Below are 24,555 nucleotides of genomic sequence, written 5' to 3' on the forward strand. Positions count from 1 at the left end.
AGCTCCGGGTCGTCCTCGATGAGATCGCCACGTGCCGTCCTCGGTTCGTGTGCGGCGCGCCGTCAGGGTCCGGCGTGCCAGGGGCTGCCGCCGATGATACGCGAGCGCATGCGGCGGGACGGGAACAGGAGGGTCACGATCGGGGAGCGGCCGTGGAGGAGCGGATCACCAGCTCCGTGGGGATCCGGGTGCGCTGCGGGATCTCCTGGCCGCGGATCCTCGCGTGGATCACCTCGGCGACCGTCGTCCCGAGCTTGTCGAAGTCCTGGCGGACCGTCGTCAGCGGCGGGAGGAAGTGGCGGGCGGTGGGCAGGTCGTCGAAGCCGACGATGCTCACGTCCTCGGGCACGCGGATTCCGCGCTCGACGAGGCCGTGGATCACTCCGAGCGCCATCTCGTCGTTCGCGACGACCATCGCGGTGAAGTCTGGCACCGACTGCAGGCTCGCGGCGAAGTCGTACCCGGAGTCCGGGGTCCAGTCGCCGATGACGATGGGGCGCTCGTGCATCCCCCACGACTTCGCGCGGCTGTGGAAGGCGCGCTCGCGGGCGCGCGCGTCGAGCCAGTCGAGGGGGCCGGAGAGGTGCAGCACGTCGCGGTGGCCGAGGTTGCCCAGGTGGTCGACGGCCTGGAACATGCCGGCCTGCTGGTCGACCGAGACGGTGAGGAAGCTCGGATCCTTGTCGCTCTTCACCACGAGCGTCGGCACGCCGATCTCGACGGTGCGGAGGGTCGCCACGGAGGAGGAGCGCGGCGCGATCACGCAGAGCGCGTCGATCCCGAGGCCCATCAGGTGGTCGATCGCGTCGGTGGGGGTCATCTCGAGGTCCGGCCGCAGCGCGACGGAGGTGATCGAGTACCCCTTCTCGCGGGCGGCGCGCTCGATCGCGCGGAGGGTGCTCGACGGCCCGTACTCGGCGCCGCTCTCGATCATCACGCCGATGCGGTCGGTGCGCTGCGTGACGAGGGAGCGGGCGGCGATGTTCGGCCGGTAGTTGAGCTCGTCGACCGCCTCGAGGACCTTCTGGCGGGTCGACTCCTTGATGTTGGGGTGCCCGCTGAGCACGCGCGACACGGTCATGTGCGAGACGCCCGCGACCGCCGCGACATGGCGGAGGTTCGGCCGATCGGCCATGAGAGGACCTCCTCCGCTCCCCGGGCGGGTGAGCCGCGCCACCCCGGCGCGGACGAGGCTCAGAGGGCTCGGCTGCCGGGGGTGGCACCAGCATAGTCAGGCGGGGCCGACCTCCCGGTGGGCGCCTCCTGAGCGGGCGGGCATCGTCCGATCCGCTGCGGGATCCGCCGTGGCGCGGGGCGGGCGGGACCGTCCCGGTCGCGTCGCTCTCACTGCGGTCCTCGATGATCGAGGGGGCTCCGGGGCGTCGTGAGCCCTCGCCAGAACACGTCGTGCAGGGAATGCTCGGCGACGAGCTCCGGAAGGATCGGGGCCGCGTCCGCTCCTCGTAGGAGGATGTCGTCCTACGAAGCGATGACGTCCACGACCGAGCGCGGAGTGAACTGCCCGGCGAGACGTTTCGCCTTCGCGCGGACGTTGTTGGGCGTGGGGCCCGCATCGATCACGGAGTGGTTCCAGAGCCGGCTGTGGTGAGCGCACCGGTTGCGCAGGTAGACGAGTGCGCGGACCCGGTAGGCGAAACCGGCTCGGGCGACTCCCAGACCGGACGCGACGTCCCCCGCAAGCGATCCTCGTGCCCCTCGCTCGATGCATCTCGACAGAGTTCCGAAGGACCAGGCCTCGACGGCCGACCACACCGGTAGCTCGCCGAAGGCGGCCGCGCCCCTGCCGCCGGGGAGCTCCGTGAAGCGGAGGACATGCCGTTCCCTGCTGCGCTCGATGTCGCGGAGGCACGAATCGATTGTCGACTCCGCGTTCGGAGACTCGGAGTAGAAGCTCTTCTCGAGATAGCACTCGTACGGGCCGTGCTCACGAGCGATGACATGAGCCGTACGGCTGCGGAGAAGGATCTCGGCACGGGCCAGTCGAGCACGCAGGCTCTGCCGCAGCGCTTCATCTGCGTCGCAGACCGCTCGGACCTCCTCGAACGGGACTCCGTCCGCGAACGAGTCGTCCCCGTCGTGCGGAGCCCGCTGGAAGTAGCGGGCGTACCCGGAGAAGCGGTAGTAGTTCTGCGCGACCAGGTAGCTCGTGCAGGCCTCCCCGTCGGCGATGCCGAGCCCGCGGTCACGGAGGAGCTGGACCTGCTGCTTCCACGACAGGCTCGGTTTCCGTGCCATCGCAGTACCTCGGTGCCGAAGAAAAAGGCCCCTCCCATGTGAGCATCGCGGAGAGGCTTGGGAGGGGGTCGATCGGATCGAATCTACCAGGCGTCCCTCAGCCGTGGTCCCTGCGGCGCCACTCGACCAGCAGGTGGCACGAGTGCTGATCGGACCATCGCCGCAGGACGGAGAGGGCCGACCGCCGCGGCGCCGAACGCTGCGGGTCTTCGAAGGCGCGGGGCGGGCGAGTACTCTCGGGAGCCTCATGGCACGCGACAACGAACCGACCGTCACCCTCACCGATCCGCTCGAGGAGCGCCTGCGCGCGCAGGTCGCCCGCGAGGGGGAGCGCAACGTCGCTCTGCGATCCGCGGCCCTGCTCACCGGCGGGTACGAGGGCGAGTCCTTCCTCCTCACCGTGGGCGGCGAGCACGCCGACGGGATCCTCAAGGGAGCGCCCTCCCTCTACTGGCCCGAGCTCTGGGGCGCCCGCGCGCTCCTCTACGTCTGGGACGACGACGCCGCCGACGCGGTGACCGCCGGACTCGCGAACCCCTCCTGGCGCGTCCGCGAGATGTGCGCCCGCGTCTGCGCCGAGCGCGTGCTGGGCGGGCAGAAGAAGCTGTCCCGCCTGACCACCGACGAGCACCCCCGGGTCCGCGCGGCCGGAGCGCGCGCTCTCGTGGCGGCCGCTCTGGCGGGGATCTCCTCCGGTCGCGACGCGAAGGGCGAGTTCGCGGCGAGCGTCGAGGCCGTCCTGACGGGCATGCTCCGCGACCCGGACCGCGACGTCCGCCGCGCCGCGCAGCAGTCGGCCGACGCGCTGCGGGACGCCCGCTCGGCCTGAGCGGACCGCCCGCCGGCGGTCGAGGCGTCGCGAAGGGCCGCCTCCCGGCTCCGATGACGACCGTTCGTGACGCCTCGGAGCCCCGGGGGCTCAGCCGACCAGGTGCGTCGCGCGCTCGAAGGCGCGCTTCAGCTCGTCGCGCTTGCGCGGCTGGCTCATCGCCCGCTGGCCGGGGCTCCACGAGTCGATGACCGTCGGGCCGTCGACCAGGTACGGCTCGATGTTCTTCTTCCAGCCGCTGGTCGGCGCGGTCCCGGCGTTGACGACGACCCGCAGGTCGGGGAGCAGCGGCAGGAGCCGGCGCAGCTCCATCGCGCCCTGCCGCACCTCGTCCGCGTCGGGGGCGCCGTCGAGCTGCCACGGCACGATGTTCCAGACCAGGGTGCGGGCGTGCAGTCCGACCTCGTCGCGGAGGGTCCAGGTCGAGGCGGCGGTCGCGTCGTCGTTGTCGACCGAGACGAAGCCGGAGCCGTCGGGGCCGGCCGACATCGGTCCCGGGGCCTCCAGCACGATGAGCGCACGCGCCTCGACGCCGGCCTCGGCAGGGTCGAAGTCGGGCACCACGGCACCCGGATGCCTGCGGGTGCGCCGGGCGAGGAGCTCCTCGCGGAACGCCCGGAGGGGCTGCACCGAGGGCTCGTCCTCGAGCAGGGCCCGGCGCTCGTCGAGGGCGGAGCGGTCGCGGAAGCCGTACGGCTCGGTCAGGAACACCCTCCGAGGCTAGTCGCGATCCGCCCAGCCGCGGGAGGCGGGCCTGCGGGCGCCCTCCTGGGTGACCCCGGCAGGGCCTGGCTCGCGCCGCCCCCGGCTCCTACGGTCTGACTGCAGTCGAGAATCTGGACCGGAGGGGGTCACCGTGTCGGACGAGCCGTCAGTGAGCATCGGGGTTCCGTACGTCGAAGGGGGGTCGTCGCCGCAGGTGCTGGACGTGTACAGCAGGTCGGTTTCCCCGGCCGAGGACGCCGCTCGGCCGGCCGTCGTGCTGATCCACGGCGGCGGGTGGTTCCGGGGGGACAAGAGCAAGGAGCGGGCGCTCGCGACGATGCTGGTCGACGCCGGCTACCTCGTGTTCGCGGCGGACTACCGCGAGGCTCCGGACTCGGTCTTCCCGGCCAGCAGGGACGACGTGCTCGCCGCGGAGCGGTGGGCGGTCGCCTCCGAGTGGGCGTTCGACCGGAGCAGGCTGGCGTTCTTCGGCGGATCGGCGGGCGGGAACCTGGTCGTGGAGGCCGCGATCGCCACCGGCCGGCCCGCCGTCAGCTGGTCGGGGATGTTCGACCTCCTCGGCATCGTCGAGGCGACCGACGACCTCCCGGCCACGCCGACGACGCAGGACCTCGACGCCATGAAGAGCGCCGACATCAACCAGACCGGCCGGAACGACGCCTTCCTGCGCTGGACGATCCTCAACGAGGTCGGGGGCGACCGCGGGCTGCTCACCGCCGCCTCCACGACGCGTCACGCCTCCCCGGACGGCGGGCCGGTGTTCCTGGCCAACTCGCTCGGCGAGTTCGTCCCCGTGAGCGACGCGCAGGCCATGCAGGCGGCGCTCTCCGCGGTCGGAGTCGCCAGCACGCTGCAGCTGATCCCGGGCACCCGTCACGCCGAGGGGTACACGGAGGCGGCCATCGGCCCCTCGCTCGCCTTCCTCCGCGACGCCCTCCCGCCGGCCCGAGCATGACGACGACGGAGTTCGCCGGAGTCGGAAACGTCTTCTACTTCGTCGACGACCTCGACGCCGCGATCGCCTGGTACTCGGCGCGGCTCGGGCGCGAGCCCGTCGTCCGCGGCGGGGCGCTCGTGGCCTACGACCTGGACGGCATCCGCCTGACGCTGCACGAGCGGGACGAGCTGAACCGGCCCGGACCCGACGGCACGAGCCCGTACTGGACGGTCCCCGACGTCGACGCCGTCGTCGCCGACTGGACGGCGAACGGCGCCGTCGCCCACCGCGGTCCGAAGACGGTGTTCACGGGGGAGCGGCTGTGCCAGCTGCTGGACCCGTTCGGCAACCTCTTCTCGGTGCGGCAGGCCGTGCCCCGTGACTGAGGACGTCGCTCCGGCTCCGGCTCCCGCTCCCGCCGCCCCGGCGCAGACCTCCGCGCCGGCGCAGCCGTCGGCCTGGGCGCCCATGGCGATCACGGCCTTCCGGGTGCTGTGGTTCGCCCAGCTGGGCAGCAACATCGGCACCTGGATGCAGACCGTCGGTGCCCAGTGGTACCTGGTCGAGGCGGCCGCGGGCGCGGCGGTCGTCGCGCTCGTGCAGACGGCGAGCCTGGCGCCCTCGATCCTCGTCGCCCTCCCCGCGGGTGTGCTGGCCGACTCGCTCGACCGGCGGCGGCTGCTCATCTGGGGGTCTTCGGCCAGCGCGCTGCTGGCGGCCGCTCTGACGGTCGTGGCGGCGGTCGGCGCGCTGACGCCGTGGACGATCCTGGCCTTCACCTTCCTCCTCGGCATCACCTCCACCCTGACCTCGCCGGCCTGGCAGGCGATCCAGCCGGAGCTCGTGCCCCGGAACCTGATCGCGGCGTCGTCGGCCCTCGGCGGGGTGACGGTGAACGGCGCGCGCGCGGTCGGCCCGGCCCTGGCGGGCGTCGTCCTCTCGGCGTTCGGCGCTCCGGTGGTCTTCGGCATCAACGCCCTGAGCTTCATCGGCGCCGTGCTCGCCCTTCTCTGGTGGAAGCGGCCGGCGCAGACCGGCCTCGACGACCGCGAGCAGTTCGGCGCCGCGCTGAAGGGAGGGATCCGGTACGTCGCCTCCGCGCACCTCGTCCGCCGGATCCTCCTCCGCTCCGCGCTCTTCGCACTGCCGGCCAGCGCGCTGTGGGCGCTGCTGCCGCTCACCGCGAAGCGCCTCCAGCTCGACTCCAGCGGCTACGGCTTCCTCCTCGGGGCCCTCGGTGCCGGTGCCGTGCTCGGCGTCTTCGCCCTGCCGCTCGCCCGCCGGAAGCTCTCGGACGACGTCGTGATCGGGGCGAGCGCCGTGCTGTTCGCGGCGGGGACGCTCGCGGCGGCCTTTCTGCCCCTCGTTCCGGCACTGCTGCTGCTGGTCCTCGCGGGGCTGGCCTGGATCGGCACCCTCACCGTGCTGAACGCGGCGCTGCAGCTCACGCTGCCGCAGTGGGTGCGGTCCCGCGGAGCCTCGATCTACATCCTGGTCTTCATGGGGACCATGGCGGTCGGCTCGATCGGCTGGGGCCTGGCCGCGCAGGTGCTCGGCACCGCGCCCGCGTACGCCGCGGCGGCCGCTCTGCTCCTCCTCGTGGCGGCCAGCGTGCGGGTGCTGCCCCTGCTGCCGGGGACGGGCACCGTCGACCGCAGCATCTCGATGTCGTGGCCCACGCCCACGCTGGTGTTCGAGCCGGAGCCGACGGACGGGCCGGTGATGGTGCAGATCTCGTGGACGGTCCGCCCCGACTCCCTCGCGGACTTCCGATCGGCCATGCGGCTGCTGGAGAGCTCCCGCCGCCGGACCGGCGCCTCGCGCTGGGCGCTCTACCGGAGCGGGGAGGAGGCCGACGTGCAGCTGGAGACGTTCATGGTGCCCTCGTGGGGCGAGTTCCGGCGGCAGGAGACCCAGCGGCTGACCGGCCGCGACCGCGAGATCCGCGCGGCGGCGCTGACGCACGCCGACGGCGATCCCGTCGAGCGGCACTTCTTCCCGAGCGCGACGCCCTCCTCCTGAGAGAGGGAGCGGCGGCGAGCCGTCCCCGTGGTCGTCGAGACGCCGGCGTGCGAGCGGTGTCCCGGCGGCAGGCGGATGTCTCGGCGCGCGTCCCGGGCGCGAGGGCGGAGGTGCGCTGCGGTCAGCCGCCGACGGTGGAGCCGAAGCCGGACTTGCCGGAGGAGCCGAAGCCGCCGGAGAGGGTCGCCTTCGAGCCGACGGTCGAGCCGGCCGGCGCGCGCTGCACGACGTCGGGCTGGGTCGCTCCGCGGGCCGCGAAGCCGCCGGACGCGACGGGCGCCCAGCTGGTCGCCCGCGTCGAGTTCCAGCGCGAGGACGCGAAGATCAGCGGGCCGAGCCAGAAGCCGCCGGCGTAGTGCCCGCGGTACTCGTCGGTGGCCTCGCACAGCTGCTCGGGGTCGTCGCCGACCTCCTCGCCCTGCGCCTGGAGCTGGGCGATCTGCTCCCGCACGTCGGCGAGGCAGTCCTCGCGGCTCGCGTAGACGGGGCGCTCGGCGTTCTCGGGGATGACGTAGTCCTGGCCGTCGGCTCCCGTGGCGACGACGCCGTCGGTCGAGGGGCCGCCGTTCGCGAGGGCGACGGCGAGGCCGACCGCGCCGACCGCGACCGCGCCGCCGATGAGCAGGCCGCGACGGTTCCTCGCGATGCCGCTGATGCCGACGCTCCGGGAGCGGTGGGGAGCGGTGCGGGTGGAGCCGTCGCCGCGGCCGGTGCCGCCGCTCGAGCCGCCGCTCGACGTGCCGGAGCCCGCCCCGGGCTCGCGGCTGCCCCAGTCGTTCCCGGAGCTCGGCGTCCCCGAATCGCCGGGGGTGCGGTCGTCGTCCGTCATCGGGTCTCCTCGTCCTGCGGGCGGGCCGCTCGGGTGTCCTGCGGCCGGTCGTGCTCGGGGGCGCCGTACTCGGGCGCGGGGGTGCCGGGCGCGGGAGCGCCGTAGGCGGGGGCGGCGCCGTGCTCGGGGTGGGAGGCGGCCGACGCGGCGTCCGCGTCCGTCGCGGCCCCGTCGCTCCGTCCGCCCTCGATGTAGTGGGGGACGAACTCCGCCAGGTCGCCGGTGATCAGGCCGCTCGTCTCGCGCACGTCGATGCCGGCCGGGGTCTCGCCGACGATCCAGCTGCCGATGACGACGGTCTTCCCGTCGACCCGGGCCAGCTCGGCGCGCTCCTGGTGGATGAAGCCCTCGGCGCCGTAGCTCCCGCCGTTCTCGGCGACGACCGAGCCGTCGGCGTCGAGGACCGTCACGTTGGCGCCCTCCCGGCCCAGGCGCGGCTTGCGCACCTGCGCGGTGCCGGGCAGCGGATGCACGGAGGCGGGCAGCAGGTTCGGGTGGCCGCGGAACATCTCCCACAGCACCACCAGCAGCTGCTTGTTGCTGAGCAGGAGCTTCCACGCCGGCTCGACCCAGCGGGTGCGCTCGCGGCGGTCGAGGAGGAGGCCGCCGAACTGCTCGCCGAGCATCCACTCCCACGGGTACAGCTTGAAGACGTGGCGGATCGGCTCGCCGTCGCCGTCGAGGAAGCCGGCGCCGTCGAGCTCGTAGCGGATGTCCTCGACGAAGATCAGCTTGGGGTCGAAGCCGGCCTGCGCCGCGGTCTCGGCCATGTAGGCGACGGTGTCGGCGTCCTCGACGATCAGCTCGCCGTCTCCGGAGTCGTGCAGCGACGCGAGGTGCAGGCGGGCGCCCTCGTCGAGGCTCCAGCGCTCGAGGCGGAGGTGGCGCCACTGCTCGACGAGCTGCTCGTGCAGGCTGTTGAACTGGTCGGCGTCGGGCCCCTTCGTCTCGACGAGCCACTGCCACTGGGCCGCGGCGGTCTCGACCAGCGAGGTCGGGGTGTCGGCGTTGAACTCGAGCAGCTTCACCGCGCCCGCGCCGTCGTAGGCGAGGTCGAAGCGGCCGTAGACCGTGGGGTCGTCCTCGTCCCACGAGGTGCGCACCAGCTCGTGGAAGCGGGGCGGGATGCCGAACTCGGCGAAGCGGCCCTTCCGCACCACGAGCTCGCACGCCTCCATGCAGAGGTCGAAGAGCTCCGAGGTCGTGCGCTCGAGCAGGTCGATCTCGGCGGGCTCGAAGGAGTACGCCGCGGACTCGTTCCAGTAGGGGCGGCCGCCCTCGGAGGGGAGGTCGTAGAAGCTGAAGCCGATCTCGTCGCAGCGGGCTCGCCAGTCCGGTCGCGGAGTGAGGGTGTGTCTGCGCATGATGTCCGGCAAGTGTAGGTCGGGTGTCCGCGTGAGGGCAGGGGGTGGCGCCGTCCTCCGCGCTAGCCTCGACGGGAGCGAAAGGCCGTGCCATGACCGCACCCCTCCCGCTCGCGGGCGTCCGCGTCCTCGAGCTCGGCAACTTCATCGCGGCGCCCACGGCTGGCCGGCTGCTCGCCGACTTCGGCGCCGAGGTGATCAAGGTGGAGCGGCCCGGCACGGGGGACGAGCTGCGCCGCTGGCGGCTGCACGAGGGGTCCGAGACCTCGCTCCTGTTCCACACGATCAACCGCAACAAGCGCTCGATCGCGCTCGACCTGCGCACGGACGAGGGGCGCGACGCCGTCCGCCGCCTGGTCGCCGAGTGCGACGTGGTGCTCGAGAACTTCCGGCCCGGCACGCTCGAGCGCTGGGGGATCGGACCGGACGTGCTCGACGAGGCCCGGCCCGGCATCGTGATCGGCCGCATCTCCGCGTTCGGGCAGACCGGCCCGCTGTCGGCCCGGCCCGGATTCGCGGCGGTCGCGGAGGCGATGGGCGGGTTCCGCGAGCTGGTCGGCGACCCGGATCGGCCGCCCGTGCGCGTCGGCGTCTCGATCGGCGACTCGATCGCCGGGCTGTACGCGGGCTACGGAGTGATGATGGCGCTGTTCCAGCGCGAGATCCGCCGCTCCGCCGGACTGGATCCGGCACCGCTGGCGGAGCGGGTCGTCGACGTGGCGCTGCACGAGGCGATGTTCTCGATGACGGAGTCGCTGATCCCCGACTTCCAGGCGCACGGCATCGTCCGGGAGCGCGTCGGCGGGCGGATGGAGGGCATCGCCCCGACCAACGCCTACACCTGCGCCGACGGGGCGAGCATCGTGATCGCGGGGAACGCGGACGCGATCTTCCAGCGGCTGATGGCGGTGATCGGCCGCGCCGACCTGGGCGGGGACCCGGCGCTCGCCTCGAACGAGCAGCGCTGGGCCCGGCGCGACGAGCTGGACGCGGTGATCGGCGCGTGGACGGCGGGCCGCACCGCCGCCGAGGCGCTCGCGGTCCTCGACGACGAGGGCGTCCCCTCCGGCCCGATCTACACGGCCGCCGACATCAGCGCGAGCGAGCAGTACGCGGCGCGCGACATGATCCAGGCCTTCGACGTCGAGGACGCCGGCGGCACTCTGCGCGGCGTGGGCTTCCCGGGGATCGTGCCGGTGCTCGGCGGCCGCTCCCTCCCCATCCGCTCGCTCGCGCCCGACCTGGGCCAGGACACCGAGGAGGTGCTGGGGATGCTCCGGCGCACCGGTCCCGCTGCTCCCTCCGCCGGCGGGGCTGCTGCTGCTCCCTCCGCCGCCGCTGCCGAGGAGGCCGGCCGGTGACCGCGCTCGCCTCCGCGCGCCTGCGCGACGTCACCCTCCGCGACGGCCTGCAGCTCACCGGCAAGCTCCTGACGACCGAGCGCAAGGTCGACCTCGCGCGCACGCTGCTCGCCGCGGGGATGCCCGAGCTCGAGATCGGCTCGCTCGCGCGCGGCGACCTCGTCCCTCCGATGGCCGACACCCTCGACGTGATCGCCGCGCTCACTCCCGAGGAGCTGGAGCGGTGCTGGGTGTGGGTCGCGACTCCGCGCCACGTCGAGCGTGCGGCCGCCGCGGGGGCGCGCCGCTTCCAGTACTGCTTCTCGGCGTCCGACTCGCACAACCTCGCCAACGTCGGCAGGCCGACCGAGGCGAGCCTGGCCGCGATGCCGGAGGCGGTCGCGCTCGCCGAGAGCGCAGGCGGTCGGATCCAGCTGTGCATCGCCACCTCGTTCACCTGCCCGTTCGAGGGCCCGGTCGACCCGGAGCGCGTGCTCGCGATCGCGCGTGACCCGCGAGCGGCGGGAGCGGCCGACGTGGTCGTCTGCGACACGCTCGGTCAGGCGCACGCCGGCCAGGTGGCGTCGCTCGTCTCGCGCGTGGCCGCGGAGACCCCGCCCCGCGAGATCGTGTTCCACGGCCACGACACCTGGGGCTCGGGCGTCGCGAACGCGATCGCCGCCGTGCAGGCCGGGGCCGCGGTGGTCGACGGCGCGCTCGGCGGCCTCGGCGGCTGCCCCTTCGCACCGGGCGCCAGCGGCAACACGGCGACCGAGGACCTCCTGTTCGCCCTGCGCCCCGACTGGTTCACGCCCGGCGCGCTCGCGGTCCTCGTCGGCGAGTCGGAGGCGCTGCTCGCCGAGCTCGGCGAGCCCGGCCGCTCGAAGGCCGCGCAGGGCGCCCGCTCGAACGCCCCCGCCTTCCCCTGGGCGCTCTGAGCGGATCGTCCCCCGCTCGTCGGTCCGAAGCGTCACGAACGGCCGCCTCCCGCCGCGGAGGACGACCGTTCGCGACGCCTCGACAGCGTCGTGCGGGTCAGCGCGCGAGCAGCACGCCGAGGCGGGCCCGCTCGGCGCGGAGGACGTCGACCAGGAGGGACCCCTCGGGTGCGACGAGCCAGCGCTCCAGGGCGAGGTCGAAGAGGGCGGAGGCCGCGAGGGCGGCGAGGGCCGCGTCCTCCGGCGCGACTCCGGCGTCGACGAGAGCGGAGCGCATGCTCTCGGCGAGGGCGGCCGACTTCAGGAGCTCGCGCTCGCGCAGCTGCGGCTCGGAGCGCACGACGGCACGGCGGGCGGCGATCGGAGCGCGCCAGGTCTGGAGGTCGCCCGAGGCGGCCGCCTCGAGGCCGTGCATCACGAGGTCCATCGGCGCGAGGCCGGCGGGGGCGCCGGCGAGCAGGCGGCCGACGATCTCGGGGAACTCGCGCTCGCGGAGGAAGAGGACGTCGCGCTTGTCGGCGAAGTGGCGGAAGAAGGTGCGGGTGGTGAGCCCGGCGCGCTCCGCGATCGCGGGGACGGTGGTGCCCGCGTAGCCGTGCTCGGCGAAGAGCTCCATCGCCGCCTGCTCGAGGCGGAGGGCGGCGTCGGGGGCCCAGCGTGACATCCGCCCAGGATAGCTGACGACACGACGTGTCATCAGGAGTAGTGTGACGACACGTCCTGCCATCACTTACGACTGGAGCCGCCCGTGCCCGAGAACGCCGCCGCCCTGCTGACCGCCCCGCGGGCCGACCTCGTCGTCCGCCCCGCTCCGATGCCCGTCCCCGGTCCGGGGGAGGTCCTGCTGCGCAACCGCGCCCTGGCCGTGAATCCGGTCGACGAGATGAAGCAGTGGACGGGCGATCTGATGTTCCGGTGGGTGCCGTACCCGGCGGTGCTCGGGGAGGACGTGGCGGGAGTGGTCGAGGCGGTCGGCCCTGGAGTGACGCGCTTCGCCGTCGGCGACCGGGTCGTCGCGTACGCGGTCGGGATGGAGCGCGGGCGGCGGAACCGCGACGAGGGCGCGTTCCAGGAGTACACGGTCGTGCGCGAGGACCTGGCGGCGCCGATCCCCGACCGGCTGGGCTTCGAGGAGGCGGCGGTGCTGCCGCTCGCGGTCTCGACGGCGGCGACGGCGCTGTTCCAGCGGGACCACCTCGCCCTGCCGCACCCGAGCGCCCCGGTCCGGCCGACGGGCAGGACGGTCGTGGTCTGGGGTGGGACGACGAGCGTGGGGAGCAACGCGATCCAGCTCGCTGTCGCCTCCGGGCACCGCGTCGCGACGACCGCGTCGCCTCGCAACCACGATCGGATGCGCGAGCTGGGCGCCGAGATCGTGCTCGACTACCGCAGCCCCTCCGTCGTCGCCGACCTGGTGGCGGCGCTCGCGGGCCACGAGGTCGCGGGGGTGCTCGCGATCGGGACGGGTTCCGGTGCCCCGTCGGTGGCGGTGGCCGCGGGCACCGGAGCGCGACGGGTCGCCCTGGCCAGCCCCTCCGTCTCGTTCGGCTCGCTCCCGCGCCGGCGCGGTGTCAGCGCCGCCTTCGTGCGGACGATGCTGCGCGTGGTCGGCGGCACCGCGGCGCTGCAGATCGCGGCCCGGCGCCGCGGCATCCGCGCCCGCTTCGTCTGGGGCGGCTCGCTGATGACGAACGAGGTGGGGCCGATGCTGTGGCGCGACCACCTGCCGGCGGCGCTCGCCGAGGGCCGTCACGTCTGCGCCCCGGCGCCCGAGGTGGTGGGTGAGGGGCTCGCCGCGCTGCAGCCCGCCCTCGACCGGCTGCACGAGGGTGTGTCGGCGGTGAAGCTGGTCGTCCGCCTCTGAGGGGCGGGTCGCCGCCGCCTGCCCCGCCGTGCCACGGACCGGCTGCTCCGCCCGAGCCGTGCCGCCGAGTGGCCGCAGCGCCGGAGCCTCGGTATCGTGGCGCGCTCCGACGCGACCCGAGGAGATCCCGTGATCCGCCGCACCGCCCCCGGAGCCGCTGCGCTCCTCCTGCTCGCCCTGACCGGCTGCTCTGCCGGGTCGTCGCCCGCGGCGTCCCCGTCCGCCACTCCGGAGCCCGTCGGCGGCCTCGGGGTCGCCGTCTCGGCGCTCTGCGAGCCCGGCTCCGATCCGCAGTGCGTCCCGGTCGGCGGGCAGGACGTCCTCGTCGATCCCGAGGACTTCACCCGCGCGGGCGTCGCCGCGGTCGAGGCCGATCCGAGCACGGGGGTCGTCGACGTCCGGTTCGACGAGGCGGGCGCCGCCCTCCTGCGCCGCGGCTCGCAGGCGGCCATCGACGAGGGGGCCGACGCCCGGCTCCTCCTCCGCGTGGGAGACCGGGTCGAGTCTGCGCTCTCCGTCATGCAGCCGATCGAGGGCGACACCGTGCAGATCGTTCCCGCGGAGGGCGACGCGCAGGGGCTGGTCGACCGGATCCTCGCCGGCTGACGCCCGCCTAGGATCGGCGCATGGCGAAGGGTTTCCGCACGGAGCGCGCGCAGGCGCTCCTCCTCGCACAGCCCTGGGCGCTCTCGCTGGTGAGCGCCGTCTTCGTGGCGGGGATGCTCTGGCTGGCGGCGGACGCGGGCTGGGATCTCGGCGCGGTCGTCGGCGGCGGACGCCGGCACGCGCCGCTGTGGCTGGTGCTCCTGCTCGGCCTGCCGCTGTTCGGCGCCGGAGTGGTGCTCGGCGCCGTCCGGCAGGTGCGGCTCCTGCGGCGGCCGGCGGCGCCGCCCGTCCCGAGTCCGGAGGCGGAGCGGCTGCGGCGCGAGGGCCCGGGCTGGCTCAGCCGGCGCGAGGACGAGCGAGCGGCGCAGGGCGGGACCGGGCGCGCGCAGGGCGGCACCGGCGGCACACCGGACGTGATCGGCAGCGCTCCCGACGGCACGGACGACCCGCGCGACGAGGCCCGCTGACCGCGCCTCAGAGGTGCAGCATCCCCCAGTCGATGATCACGGCCAGCGCCGTGTAGGCCGCGGCCACTGCTCCGACCGCCTTGCCCGCGCGGTCGAGGTCGGCCTGCGGGTCCGGACCGGCGTCGGCGACGACCCGGAGCAGCGCTCCGACCAGCGCGATCAGCGTGATCGCCAGGATCCAGACCTTGAGCGACGCGTGCGGATCGACATGCGCGAGCGTCAGCGCGACGACCGGCACCGCCACCACGAGCACCGACGCCAGCACCAGGAGGCAGCCGCGCCGGGTGAGGCCGGTCGGCCCGAAGGAGCCGCCGCGCATCCAGGCGCGCACGCGCTGCCTCCGCGACGCGGGCGGACCGCCGGCGGAGTCCGCGTCGGTCGAGGGCCCCCAGTCCTGCGCGGTCGTCATCGCGCGGTGCCGGAGCGGTCGGGAGTCGGGCTGGGCCGCATCGGGTCCTCCAGGAGACGAGGGGGCACGTCGGACGGTGGTGCCGATCCCTCAGTCTCGGGAGCGCCTCCGGCAGCGGCAAGCGCCTCTTCCGGACATGTCCGGAAGAGGACGCTCAGGCCCGTCCCTGCAGGATCAGGTTCCAGTACACCCACGGCAGGACGCGGCGGTCGGCGAGGTAGGTGAGGCGCCGCTCCTTCGCCAGGCCCGTCCAGAAGGGGACGGTCGGCTTCGGGCGGTAGCGGTCGTCGAACTCGGCGAACACCACGCTCGAGCGCGAGACCACGAAGGGGCAGACGGAGTAGCCGTTGTAGACGCGGGGGAGCGGGCGGCCCTTCTGCGCGGCGACGAGGTTCTTCGCGAGCGTGGTGGTCTGCTGGCGCAGTGCTCCTCCGGACTTCGAGTTGACCGTGGCTGCCGCGTCGCCGAGCGCCCACACGTCGGGGAACCGCGGGTGCCGCAGGGTCAGCGGGTCGACCTCGACGAAGCCGCCCTCGTCGCCCTCGGCGGCCAGTCCGGTGCCGGCCAGCCAGTCGGGGGCCGACTGCGGGGGCACGGCGTGCAGCACGTCGTACGACAGCGTCTCGCGCGGGCCGTCGGTCGAGCGCCGCGCGCGGTCGGGGCCGGGGAGGGCGGTCGCGCGCTCGTCGACGGCGAGGACGACCCTCCGCTCGGCCGCGTCGACCTCGACCAGCTCGCGGCCGTAGCGGACCTCGATCCCGTACTCCGCCACCTTCCGCTCGAGCTCGGAGTCGATCAGCGGCATCCCGAACAGGGTGGGGGTCGGCACGACGAGCACGACGCGGATGCGGTCGAGGACGCCGGTCGCGCGCCAGTAGTCGCAGGCGAGGTACATCGGCTTCTGCGAGGCGCCGGAGCAGGTGCCGGGGCCGCCGGGCTGCGTGAAGACGACGGTGCCGGAGCGGACCTCGCGGAGCACCTGCGACGCCTTGCGGGCGTACTCGTACTCGTAGTTGGACACTCCGAACGGCGAGTCCATCGCCTCCTGGAGCCCGGGGACCGCGGCCCAGTCCTTCTGGATCCCGGGGCAGACGACGAGCTGCCCGTAGCCGACGGTGCGGCCGGAGAGGAGGGTGACCGTGTGCGCGACCGGGTCGATCGTCTCGACGCGGTCCTGGATCCAGACGACTCCCTTCGGCGTCACCGAGCCCTGGGGCCGGGTCGCCGCGGAGGCGGGTGCGGTGCCGCCCGCGACGTGGGAGAGCATCGGCTGGTAGACGTGGGTCGACCGGGGCTCGATCACCGCGACGTCGTCCACTCCGGAGCGCCGCAGCCGTCCCGCGGTCGAGAGTCCGGCGTTGCCGCCGCCGATGATGAGGACGTCGTGGCGGGCCGCGCCGGGATCGGTCATGGCCTCACCCTAGGGGTGCGCCGGGGTGAGCGGACGGGCTTGCGCAGACCCGCGGAAGGGGGGTGCGCTAGGAGGGCCCCGGGACGGTGATCCCGCACGGCCGCCCGGCTCGCGTCAGGCCGCCTCGAGCGCCTGGATCGCGGTCCTCGCGGTCGCGCAGGGGTAGGAGTCGTACCCGTCGTGGGCGTCGAAGGCGCGGCACTCGGCGCAGCGCAGCCGCACTCCGGCGCCGCCCTCGAGGACGCGCTCCGGGCGGTGCCCGTGCAGGATGACGGCGAGGCTCGCGACGAGGGGGTCGCTGCTCACCAGCGCGCTCCGCAGCGCCTCCGACCGGCGGCGGAGGTAGTCGTCCGCCACGGCGTCGATCGACTGCTCGGGGAGGTCCGGCTCGGGCCAGGAGGCGGGCCGCTCGACGGGCAGGTCGAGCTCGTCGAAGCCCATCGACCAGTCCGGGAACCGGCGCTGCTCGTGCACGCTGGTCCAGACGGTGACCACTCCCTCGTGCCGCGGGTCGGCGAGGATCCGCGCGTAGAGCGAGCGCACGTCAGACTCCTCGCCCTCGAGCAGCTGCATCACGCGGCGGCCGCGGAAGACGAGCATCCCCGAGACGCCGTGCTCGACGTTGTTGCGGCGGCTCGTCTCGAGCAGCCGGCGGATCTCCCCCGAGCCCAGGTCGCGGTCGAGCGTGCTGACGTAGACGACGGTGAAGACGAGGGAGTCGCGCCGCGGCGAGTGCTCGACGAGGTGGAGCGTCGCGGGGGAGTGGGCGCCGGCTTCGGGGTCCATCAGGGCCGCGACCTCCGGGAACTCGAGCCAGATCAGGTCCTCCGGAGCGCTCGGCTCCACGGCGGTGACCGCTGGGACCGCGTCCAGCCACTGCGTCCGCTGGCGGAGGTCGGCGGCGACCGCCTTCTCGTCGAGCCCGGGCAGGAGGCCTGCGGCGCCGGAGACGAAGAGGCTCGTCGCGGAGTTGAGCAGCAGCGTCACGACCGTCGCGTGGCCGTCGCCGCCGAGCACGGGGAGCTCGACACTGTCGGTGCGGCCGTGGGCGGCGAGCCCGGAGGCGTAGGAGACGAGTGCGTCGGCGACCGCGTCCCCCACCTGGAAGGTCGCGCCGGCGTACTGGATCTGCTTCATAGCCCTACGATGCGCCTGCGGCGGATCCACGGGTAGGGGTACCGGTGCCGGGTGGAGCGTGCAGGGGTCGCGGCTGCTCCGGTCCGAGGAGCACGGAGCGGCGGGACCGCGCCCAGTCGGCCGTCGAGCGGGCCGGCGTCCCCGTGATCCGCTCGACCTCGTCGGTGAGCACGTCGACGCCGTCCAGGCCGCGGCGGGCGACGACTCCGAACTGCCGGCGGAGCCCCTCCGCCTGCCACGCGGACATGCCGGTGAGGCGCAGGACCCCGGCGAACACGCGGCTGGGCAGGTGCAGGTAGCGGACGCGCCGCCCGAGCCCCGCGGTCAGCTCGCGGGCGGCACCGGGCCCGTCGAGGAGAGCCGGTCCGGTGAGGACGGGCTCGGCGCCGGTGTGCCCTCCCGCCTCGAGGACGCGCACGGCGACCCGGGCGATGTCGGCGGTGTCGATCCACGGGATGACGCCGCGCCCCATCGTCTGCGGGAGCAGACCGCGCGAGATCGCGGGCGCCGAGGGCTCGAGGTTCGTCAGGAAGCCCGAGGCGTGGAGGATCGTCGCGGGCAGCCCGGAGGCGCGCACCCGCTCGTCGGTCCGCCAGATCGCGCGGCCCCAGGGGAGCGGCGAGTGCTCGGCCGCGTCGCCGCCGGAGAGCTGCACGAGCGCGCGGACGCCCGCCTCCTGGGCGGCGCGGACGGCGGTGGCGCCGTGCTCGGCCTGGCGCGGGGTGGCGGCGGTGACCAGGAAGAGCTGGTCGGCGCCCCGGAGGGCGGCGGTCAGTGCGGCGCCGTCGCCGAGGTCGGCGATCCGCGCGTCGAGGCCGCGGGCCGCGAGGGCCGCCGCCTGCTCCGGCCGGCGGACGATCGCCCGGACGGGCGCGCCGGCCGCCACGAGCCGCTCTAAGGTCTTGCCGCCGACGTCGCCGGTGACTCCGGTGATCGCGATCACGTCGCTCATGATTCCTCCTAGGTATCAACTAACTGATACTCGAAGACTACGCCGCTACGCTCGGTCCATGTCCTCGGAGTTCTCCCTGACCCGCGACGACGTCGACGCGATCGCCGCCTGGACGGTCATCCGCGCCGCCCGCGACCTGGCGAGGCGGGTCGGCGACGCGCTCGCGCCGGTCGGGCTCAGCCCGGTCGAGTTCGGCGTGCTGGCGCAGCTCTCGGCGGCCGACGGGCTGACGCAGGCCGACCTCGCCCGCGCCGTCGGCGTCCGCCCGCAGAGCATGACCGCCCTGGTCGCCGGGCTGGCGGAGCGGGGCCTGCTCGACCGGGGCGCCGAGCGCGGCCGCGGCCGTCACTCCCGGATCGCCCTGACCCCGGCGGGGCGCGACCTCCTCGAGGCCGCCTACCCGCTCGTGCGGGCCGGCAACGCGTGGTTCGGCGGCGAGGAGCGCGCGGACGCCGTCGCGACCGCGCTGCGCCCGCTGCTCGGCGGGCAGGCGGGCCGGGGGCACGAGGTCCCCTGAGCGGACGGGGCGGGGAGGCTCGGCAGCGGGAGAGACGGCTCCTCCTCCGAGCGCTCGTGCACACCCGGCCCCCTCGCGGGTGCCACCGGTACCCTGGTGCGGTGCCCCTGACCCTCCCTCCGCTGAGCCGCGCCCGCGCGCGCGCCGCCGCGGCGTACCCGACCCGGCAGCTGCTGACCAAGCGCGCCTCGGGCACGAACGGATGGCTCAGCTCGTGGGGGACGAACGCGCACGGCGAGATCGCCGGCTGCCCGCCGCCGCGCGGCTGACCCGCGACCGCCCCTCCTCCGGAGCCCGCGGCCGCGTCCCCGCGCACGCCCACCCCTCCGGACGGAACCCCTCATGCCGCACCAGCCCCTGCCCGCCGATCAGGCCCCCCACTCGATCTGGCGGGGACTCCGCCAGACCCTCCAGAAGGACACGGTCGGCGGAGCGTTCCTGCTCACCGCGACCCTCCTCGCCCTGATCGTCGCCAACAGCCCCGCGTCCGCGCTCTACAGCGCGGTCCGCGACTTCCGCTTCGGCCCCGAGGCCCTGCACCTCGAGCTGAGCGTCGGGTCGTGGGCGGCCGACGGCCTGCTCGCGATCTTCTTCTTCGTCGTCGGGCTCGAGCTCAAGGAGGAGTTCGTCGCCGGCAAGCTCCGCGACCCCAAGACGGCGCTCGTGCCGATCGTCGCGGCCGTCGGCGGCGTGGCCGTCCCCGCCCTGATCTTCACCGCGGTGAACCTGCCCCGCGGAGGAGCCGCGCTGGACGGCTGGGCGATCCCCGCCGCCACCGACATCGCCTTCGCCGTCGCGGTGATCGCCGTGGTCGGCCGCTTCCTCCCGCCGGCGCTGCGGACGTTCCTCCTCACGCTCGCCGTGGTGGACGACCTCATCGCGATCACGATCATCGCCGTCTTCTACACCGCCGGCATCGACGTGCTGATGCTCCTGCTCGCGCTGGTGCCGCTGGCGGTCTTCGCGGTCTGCGTGCAGCGCGGCGTGCGCGCCTGGTGGGTGCTGATCCCGCTCGGAGTGGCGACGTGGGCGCTCGTGCACGCCTCGGGCATCCACGCCACGGTCGCGGGCGTGCTGCTCGGCTTCACCGTGCCGGTCGTCGCGTCGAGGCGCGCCCGGGTGCAGGTGGGGTCGGACGCGGAGGGGCGCCCGGTCTACGACGGCCTCGCCGCCCACTTCGCCGATCGCTGGAGCGTCCTCTCGACCGCGGTCGCGGTGCCGGTCTTCGCGTTCTTCTCGGCCGGAGTGACGGTCGGCGGAGTCGCGGGCCTGGTCGACTCGTTCCAGGACTCGATCGCCGTGGGCATCATCGCGGGCCTCGTGCTCGGCAAGCCGCTCGGCATCGCCGGGAGCACCTTCCTCCTGACCCGGTTCCGCGGCATCGGCCTGGATCCGTCGCTGCGCTGGGTGGACGTGATCGGCATGGCGTTCGTGGCCGGCATCGGATTCACGGTGTCGCTGCTCGTCGGCGAGCTGTCGTTCGGCGCGGGCAGCGAGTCCGACGACCATGTGAAGGTCGGCGTCCTGGCCGGCTCGTTCCTCGCGGCGGTGATCGGAGGCGCGATCCTCTCGGTCCGCAACCGCCACTACCGCCGCCTGCAGGACTGACGGCCGACGGGATCTCGCGGCCCGGGCGGCTCGATCGGCACGCGCCTCCTGCTGGTCGAGCAGCCGCTGCAGGCGCCCTGTCGAGGCCCGCGCGGCTCAGCCGTGCAGGCCGTGGACGACCGCGTGGCCGCGGCCGCGGGAGATGAGCAGGCGGTTCACCGGGGTCGTGACGACGAAGGCCAGGGCCAGGGCGCCGGCGAGCGAGCCCCAGAAGAGGCCGGACGAGAGGCCCGCGTCCATCGCTCCGGGGATCGCGAGCACCACCGTGTTGTCGACGACCTCCATCACGGCGATCGAGACGGTGTCGGCCGCCAACGCGATGCCGACGGCGGCGCGCCACGTCACTCCGGAGCGGAGCACGCCCCGCAGCGTGAGCGCGTAGCCGAACACGAAGGCGAGGACGATCGAGAGGGCGACCGTCGCCAGGGCGGGCAGCCCCAGGGCGGAGCCGATCACCATGCCGAGGACCTCGCCGATCGCGCAGCCGGTCAGGCAGTGCAGGGTCGCGAGGGCGGCGGCGCGCCAGGTGGTCGGGTGGTGGTGGGCGTGGTCGGTCATGGTGTCTCCTCCGGTTCGGTCCAGGGGAGTGCAACATACCCCCGGGGGGTATATTCCCGACTCGGTCGCCCGCGTGTCCTCCGGCTCCGCAGGCGCGCGAGCTGTTCGCCCGGGCGCGCTACCCTCGCTCCGTGCTCCTCCGAGCACCGCCCCTCGACACCAGGAGCCCCGATGGCCGCCCCCACCGTCCTCTTCGTCTGCATCCACAACGCCGGCCGCTCGCAGATGGCCGCCGGCTACCTCCGCGCCCTCTCCGGCGGCGCCGTCGAGGTCCGCTCCGGCGGCTCCGAGCCCGGCGACAGCATCAACCCGATCGCGATCGAGGCGATGGCGGAGGAGGGCATCGACATCTCGCAGGCCGTCCCGCAGCTGATGACCACCGAGCAGGTCCAGGCCTCCGACGTCGTGATCACGATGGGCTGCGGCGACGTCTGCCCCGTCTTCCCCGGCAAGCGCTACGAGGACTGGGACCTCGCCGACCCGAAGGGCCGGCCGCTCGAGGAGGTCCGCTCGATCCGCGACGACATCAGGGCCCGCGTGCAGGCGCTCGTCGCGGAGCTGCTGCCCGCCTGAGCCGGTCGATCCCGTCCGGCCGCGTCAGCGTTCGGCGCGAGGCGGGAACATCCGCCCGACCGGAGGCGAGCCCGCAGGGAGCGCCGCGCGCGCCCGGTGCAGGAAGACGGCGGTCATGACGACCCGGGCGCGGGCCGGCGACGAGTCGAGCGGGCCGATCAGCTCCTCGATCCGCGCGAGCCGGTCGTAGAGGGTCTGCCGGCCGATGCCGAGCGCGGACGCCGTCGCCGTCTTGCTCCCCCACAGCGACGCGAAGGCCTCGAGGGTGGCGAGCAGCTCGCCGCGCTGGGCGCGCAGGGGCCCGAGCACCTCCTCGATGAGGTCGTCCGCCTCCGGATCGTCCTGCAGGGAGCTCGCGAACCGCTCCAGGCGGTACTGGCGCGAGTCGACGACTCCGCCCGCGGGCGCCCACTCGAGCGCGCCGCGCACCTCCGCCAGCTCCCGGGGCACCCGCTCCTGCCCGCCGAGCCCGCTTCCGACGCAGAGCAGAGCGTCCGAGTCGAGGGCGGCGCCGAGGTGCAGGAGCTCCGTCCGGCCCTCCTCCATCGCGGCGGCGGTGGCGAACGGCAGCAGCGCCAGCAGCTCGGAGCCGACCACGCAGAGCACCGGGCCGGGATCCGCTCCCGCGCCCGTCAGGAGGCGGAGCAGAGCGCGGAGCCGCCGGTCGTCGTGACCGGTGTCGGCCCGGACGCCGAGGTAGCGCTCCCGGGAGCCGGCGCCGAGGCGGCCGAGGAAGGCGTCGATCTGGAGGTCGGCCGCCGGGTCCGCACGCTCGACGGACGCGATCGCGAAGAGCTGGGCGGTCAGCCGCTCGGTGACCGACGGCGGGCGGTGCCGGAGCACGGCGATCGCGAGGACGTCCGGCGCCCGGTCGAGCGCGACGGCGACGGCGTGGAGGTCGGCGTCGGCGTGGGCCCGCAGATGCAGGGTGCCCAGGAGGGAGTCGCCCGCGTGCAGCACGTTCGAGAACGTCCCGGCCGTCGGCTCCGTGTCGACGCCCGGCCCGGGCGAGGCGCGGGCGATCTCGTCGCCCGTGAGCGAGACGAGCGAGGCGGAGGCGCCCGTCGCGGAGGCGACGACCTGCAGGAGCTCGTCGACGCCGGCGTCCCCGGAGGCCGCGTCGGCCAGCAGACCGGACACTCTGTCCGCCAGTCGGATGCTCCGGAACTTCTGCTCGGTGAGGTGGGTGTTGATGCTCTCGCAGACCTGCACGAAGGGGACGCGCCGGGGCAGGGCGAGCACGGGGAGGCCGAGCTCGTCGGCCGCCGCGACGATCGGCGGCGGCACCGCGGGCAGGCGCGGCGAGAGCTCGAGAGCGAGGGCGCCGACTCCCGCGTCGACCAGAGACCGCACATAATCGCGGCACTCCGCCGGGTCCTGGTCGGTCGAGAGGAGCGCGCCCTCCATCAGGAGCAGCTCGCCTCCGAGGAGGAGGGGCGCGATGTCGAGCTGCTCGCTCGTGTGGGCCCAGCGGATCACGGCGCGCTCGGCGGCCGCGTGCCCGGCGGCCACCACCGGGAGCATGGCGGCGAGGCGCGGATCCCGCATCGCGTCCGACAGCAGGTAGGCCATACAGAACGTCCTCTCGCGTCACGGCGAATTTACACGCGGACGCGCCGCCCGAAACGGGTCCGCACGAGAGTGGAGCCTCACCGGGCGCCCCGCCCTCCCCTTCATCCCCCTCCCCGAGAGGATCCGCCATGAGCACCGACACCCTGCACGGCACCGCCGACGCCGAGGACGCGCTGAGTTCCCTGCCCGACTCCCGACGCACCGCCCGGCTCGACGGGCAGTTCTGGATCTGGGCCGGCGCCAACATCGCCCCCATCAACTGGGTGCTCGGCGCCCTCGGCGTGAACATGGGCCTCGGCCTGGCGGACACCGTCACCGTCCTCGTGCTCGGCAACGTCGTCGGGATGGCGGTGTTCGGCTTCTTCGTCCTCCTCGGCCAGCGGACGGGGGCGACCGGGATGCTCGTGGGACGGGCGATCTTCGGCCGGCGCGGCAACTACGTCCCGGCCGCGATCCAGGCCGTGGTCGTGATCGGCTGGTGCGCCATCAACACCTGGATCGTCCTCGACCTGGTCATCGCGCTCCTCGGCTCCGTCGGTGTCGTCGACCCGGAGCAGGCGAACGTCGGCTGGAAGATCGCGGTGGCGGCGGTGATCATGGCGGTGCAGGTCGCGATCTCCTTCCTCGGCTACCGCGCGATCGCCGCCTTCGAGCGCTGGACCGTGCCGCCGACCCTCCTGGTGCTGGCGATCATGTCGGTCGTCGCCTGGTTCTTCCTCGACATCGACTGGTCCTACGCCGGCCCCGCGGAGGGCGCGCTCACCGGAGGCGACCGCATCGCGGCCATGTCCATCGTGATGACCGCCATCGGCATCGGCTGGGGCCTCACCTGGCTCGCCTACGCCGGCGACTACTCCCGCTTCGTCGGACCCCGCTCCTCGAAGCGGGGGCTCTACCTCGCCAGCGTCCTCGGCCAGTTCATCCCGGTGGTCTGGCTCGGCGTCCTCGGCGCGACCCTCGCGACGAAGAACGGCTCCGTGGATCCCGGGGAGCTGATCGTCGAGAACTTCGGCGCCCTCGCGATCCCCGTGCTGCTCCTGGTGGTGCACGGTCCGATCGCGACCAACGTCCTGAACATCTACTCGTTCGGCATGGCGACCCAGGCCCTCGACATCAGGCTCGGGCGCCGCGCGCTCAGCCTCATCGTCGGCGTGCTGGCCTTCGCGGCCGCGGTGTTCTTCGTGTTCCAGGACGACCTCGCCACCACGCTCGACGCGTGGCTGGTCGGCCTCGTCGGCTGGGTCGCCCCGTGGGGTGCGATCGTGCTGGTGCACTACACGGTGTTCGAGCCGCGCGTCCGCTCCTTCGGGCACCTGTTCGCCCCCGTCGGCTCGCCGCTGCTGCCGGACGTCCGCTGGCGGGCGCTGCTCTCCTTCGCGATCGGCGCGACCCTGACCTGGCTGTTCATGAACGGCTCGGTGCCCGCCCTGCAGGGTCCGGCCGCGACCGCCCTCGGCGGCGTCGACGTCTCGTGGCTCGCGGGCGGAGTCTCGGCCGGCATCGCCTACCTCCTGCTCGGCCGGGACGCTCCCGCCTGGGTCGAGCGCCGGGAGTCGGCCGCGCCGGTCGCCGCGGAGCCCGAGCCCGTCCGCGGCTGAGCCCGAGCCCCTCCGCGGGCCGGCCCCCTCGCGAGCCGGCCC

The 24,555-nt window shown here is 74.3% G+C and carries 26 protein-coding genes; 14 read left to right on the forward strand and 12 right to left on the reverse strand.

The features are described 5' to 3' along the window. Positions 1 to 133 precede the first annotated feature (133 nt). Both C5D50_RS05515 and C5D50_RS05520 read right to left on the reverse strand, forming a co-directional pair. Entirely contained in the window at positions 134 to 1,135 is a 1,002-nt protein-coding gene (locus tag C5D50_RS05515) for a LacI family DNA-binding transcriptional regulator (protein ID WP_104238662.1), read from the reverse strand. Positions 1,136 to 1,479: 344 nt separating this feature from the next. Next, complete coding sequence (locus C5D50_RS05520) at positions 1,480 to 2,256, reverse strand: Abi family protein (RefSeq protein WP_258069563.1); 777 nt, start codon at positions 2,254 to 2,256, stop codon at positions 1,480 to 1,482. Positions 2,257 to 2,503: 247 nt separating this feature from the next. On the opposite strand from C5D50_RS05520, the gene C5D50_RS05525 reads away from it, so the two are divergent. After that, a complete protein-coding gene (locus tag C5D50_RS05525; protein ID WP_244230570.1) occupies positions 2,504 to 3,085 on the forward strand; it encodes a HEAT repeat domain-containing protein in 582 nt (193 codons plus the stop codon). 90 nt (positions 3,086 to 3,175) lie between these two features. On the opposite strand, the gene C5D50_RS05530 is transcribed toward C5D50_RS05525, so the two are convergent. After that, positions 3,176 to 3,796 (reverse strand): uracil-DNA glycosylase, encoded by a 621-nt coding sequence (locus tag C5D50_RS05530; protein WP_258060547.1) that lies wholly within the window; start codon positions 3,794 to 3,796, stop codon positions 3,176 to 3,178. A gap of 217 nt (positions 3,797 to 4,013) precedes the next feature. On the opposite strand from C5D50_RS05530, the gene C5D50_RS05535 reads away from it, so the two are divergent. From C5D50_RS05535 to C5D50_RS05545, 3 genes are read left to right on the forward strand one after another with little or no spacing between them, the layout of a single operon-like run. Then, positions 4,014 to 4,766: an alpha/beta hydrolase gene (locus tag C5D50_RS05535; protein WP_181065720.1), complete on the forward strand. Its 753-nt coding sequence runs from the start codon at positions 4,014 to 4,016 to the stop codon at positions 4,764 to 4,766. Next, entirely contained in the window at positions 4,763 to 5,134 is a 372-nt protein-coding gene (locus C5D50_RS05540; protein WP_104282988.1) for a VOC family protein, read from the forward strand. Before C5D50_RS05535 ends, C5D50_RS05540 begins: the two co-directional genes overlap by 4 nt. Beyond that, positions 5,127 to 6,770 (forward strand): MFS transporter, encoded by a 1,644-nt coding sequence (locus tag C5D50_RS05545; protein WP_258069564.1) that lies wholly within the window; start codon positions 5,127 to 5,129, stop codon positions 6,768 to 6,770. The genes C5D50_RS05540 and C5D50_RS05545 overlap by 8 nt, the downstream gene beginning before the upstream one ends. A 121-nt stretch (positions 6,771 to 6,891) precedes the next feature. Here the strand turns inward: C5D50_RS05545 and C5D50_RS05550 are convergent, their stop codons facing one another. Together C5D50_RS05550 and C5D50_RS05555 are read right to left on the reverse strand one after the other, a co-directional pair. Then, positions 6,892 to 7,599, reverse strand: a complete 708-nt coding sequence (locus tag C5D50_RS05550; RefSeq protein WP_104282989.1) for a hypothetical protein — start codon at positions 7,597 to 7,599, stop codon at positions 6,892 to 6,894. Continuing rightward, positions 7,596 to 8,963 carry a glutathionylspermidine synthase family protein gene (locus C5D50_RS05555; RefSeq protein WP_181074595.1) on the reverse strand — a complete coding sequence of 456 codons (1,368 nt, stop codon included), beginning with the start codon at positions 8,961 to 8,963 and terminating at the stop codon, positions 7,596 to 7,598. Before C5D50_RS05555 ends, C5D50_RS05550 begins: the two co-directional genes overlap by 4 nt. Positions 8,964 to 9,055: 92 nt before the next feature. Here C5D50_RS05555 and C5D50_RS05560 point away from each other — a divergent pair, with 92 nt between their 5' ends. Further along, on the forward strand, positions 9,056 to 10,324 hold the full coding sequence (locus C5D50_RS05560) for a CaiB/BaiF CoA-transferase family protein (protein WP_104282992.1): 1,269 nt from the start codon (positions 9,056 to 9,058) through the stop codon (positions 10,322 to 10,324). Continuing rightward, entirely contained in the window at positions 10,321 to 11,241 is a 921-nt protein-coding gene (locus C5D50_RS05565; protein ID WP_104282993.1) for a hydroxymethylglutaryl-CoA lyase, read from the forward strand. The genes C5D50_RS05560 and C5D50_RS05565 overlap by 4 nt, the downstream gene beginning before the upstream one ends. Before the next feature lie 97 nt (positions 11,242 to 11,338). Here the strand turns inward: C5D50_RS05565 and C5D50_RS05570 are convergent, their stop codons facing one another. Next, entirely contained in the window at positions 11,339 to 11,905 is a 567-nt protein-coding gene (locus C5D50_RS05570; protein WP_181137305.1) for a TetR/AcrR family transcriptional regulator, read from the reverse strand. 84 nt (positions 11,906 to 11,989) lie between these two features. Here C5D50_RS05570 and C5D50_RS05575 point away from each other — a divergent pair, with 84 nt between their 5' ends. From C5D50_RS05575 to C5D50_RS05585, 3 genes are all read left to right on the forward strand, one after another. Next, positions 11,990 to 13,105 carry a zinc-binding alcohol dehydrogenase family protein gene (locus tag C5D50_RS05575; RefSeq protein ID WP_104282995.1) on the forward strand — a complete coding sequence of 372 codons (1,116 nt, stop codon included), beginning with the start codon at positions 11,990 to 11,992 and terminating at the stop codon, positions 13,103 to 13,105. A gap of 129 nt (positions 13,106 to 13,234) precedes the next feature. Next, entirely contained in the window at positions 13,235 to 13,711 is a 477-nt protein-coding gene (locus C5D50_RS05580; protein ID WP_104234350.1) for a hypothetical protein, read from the forward strand. 20 nt (positions 13,712 to 13,731) lie between these two features. After that, positions 13,732 to 14,178, forward strand: coding sequence for a hypothetical protein (locus tag C5D50_RS05585; protein ID WP_104282996.1), 447 nt, complete (start codon positions 13,732 to 13,734; stop codon positions 14,176 to 14,178). Between the two features lie 7 nt (positions 14,179 to 14,185). Here the strand turns inward: C5D50_RS05585 and C5D50_RS05590 are convergent, their stop codons facing one another. The 4 genes from C5D50_RS05590 to C5D50_RS05615 all read right to left on the reverse strand — a co-directional run bounded on the left by C5D50_RS05590 (position 14,186) and on the right by C5D50_RS05615 (position 18,087). Next, complete coding sequence (locus C5D50_RS05590) at positions 14,186 to 14,587, reverse strand: hypothetical protein (RefSeq protein WP_104226999.1); 402 nt, start codon at positions 14,585 to 14,587, stop codon at positions 14,186 to 14,188. Positions 14,588 to 14,741: 154 nt separating this feature from the next. Then, positions 14,742 to 15,998 carry an NAD(P)/FAD-dependent oxidoreductase gene (locus C5D50_RS05595; RefSeq protein ID WP_104234352.1) on the reverse strand — a complete coding sequence of 419 codons (1,257 nt, stop codon included), beginning with the start codon at positions 15,996 to 15,998 and terminating at the stop codon, positions 14,742 to 14,744. 114 nt (positions 15,999 to 16,112) lie between these two features. Next, positions 16,113 to 17,135, reverse strand: coding sequence for a BLUF domain-containing protein (locus tag C5D50_RS16545; RefSeq protein WP_104250016.1), 1,023 nt, complete (start codon positions 17,133 to 17,135; stop codon positions 16,113 to 16,115). A 4-nt stretch (positions 17,136 to 17,139) separates the two neighbouring features. Further along, positions 17,140 to 18,087: an NAD(P)H-binding protein gene (locus C5D50_RS05615; RefSeq protein WP_104282997.1), complete on the reverse strand. Its 948-nt coding sequence runs from the start codon at positions 18,085 to 18,087 to the stop codon at positions 17,140 to 17,142. Between the two features lie 58 nt (positions 18,088 to 18,145). Between C5D50_RS05615 and C5D50_RS05620 the strand changes: the two genes are divergently transcribed. From C5D50_RS05620 to nhaA, 3 genes are all read left to right on the forward strand, one after another. Then, the gene (locus C5D50_RS05620; RefSeq protein ID WP_104329220.1) at positions 18,146 to 18,604 is read left to right on the forward strand and encodes a MarR family winged helix-turn-helix transcriptional regulator; all 459 of its coding nucleotides are present in this window, start codon (positions 18,146 to 18,148) and stop codon (positions 18,602 to 18,604) included. A 101-nt stretch (positions 18,605 to 18,705) separates the two neighbouring features. Further along, positions 18,706 to 18,873, forward strand: a complete 168-nt coding sequence (locus tag C5D50_RS16550; protein WP_181027217.1) for a hypothetical protein — start codon at positions 18,706 to 18,708, stop codon at positions 18,871 to 18,873. Positions 18,874 to 18,946: 73 nt separating this feature from the next. After that, positions 18,947 to 20,212 carry a Na+/H+ antiporter NhaA gene (gene nhaA, locus C5D50_RS05625; RefSeq protein WP_104282998.1) on the forward strand — a complete coding sequence of 422 codons (1,266 nt, stop codon included), beginning with the start codon at positions 18,947 to 18,949 and terminating at the stop codon, positions 20,210 to 20,212. A 96-nt stretch (positions 20,213 to 20,308) separates the two neighbouring features. Here the strand turns inward: nhaA and C5D50_RS05630 are convergent, their stop codons facing one another. After that, a complete protein-coding gene (locus tag C5D50_RS05630; protein ID WP_104234357.1) occupies positions 20,309 to 20,770 on the reverse strand; it encodes a DUF4396 domain-containing protein in 462 nt (153 codons plus the stop codon). A gap of 171 nt (positions 20,771 to 20,941) precedes the next feature. Between C5D50_RS05630 and C5D50_RS05635 the strand changes: the two genes are divergently transcribed. After that, entirely contained in the window at positions 20,942 to 21,343 is a 402-nt protein-coding gene (locus C5D50_RS05635) for an arsenate reductase ArsC (RefSeq protein WP_104222419.1), read from the forward strand. 24 nt (positions 21,344 to 21,367) lie between these two features. Here C5D50_RS05635 and C5D50_RS05640 read toward each other — a convergent pair whose 3' ends face one another. Further along, on the reverse strand, positions 21,368 to 22,915 hold the full coding sequence (locus C5D50_RS05640) for a PucR family transcriptional regulator ligand-binding domain-containing protein (protein WP_104283000.1): 1,548 nt from the start codon (positions 22,913 to 22,915) through the stop codon (positions 21,368 to 21,370). Positions 22,916 to 23,043: 128 nt separating this feature from the next. Here C5D50_RS05640 and C5D50_RS05645 point away from each other — a divergent pair, with 128 nt between their 5' ends. Then, positions 23,044 to 24,513: a cytosine permease gene (locus C5D50_RS05645; RefSeq protein WP_104288948.1), complete on the forward strand. Its 1,470-nt coding sequence runs from the start codon at positions 23,044 to 23,046 to the stop codon at positions 24,511 to 24,513. The last annotated feature ends 42 nt before the right edge of the window (positions 24,514 to 24,555 follow it).

This window comes from Rathayibacter sp. RFBD1 (genome assembly GCF_002932915.1).
Taxonomy (GTDB): Bacteria; Actinomycetota; Actinomycetes; order Actinomycetales; family Microbacteriaceae; genus Rathayibacter.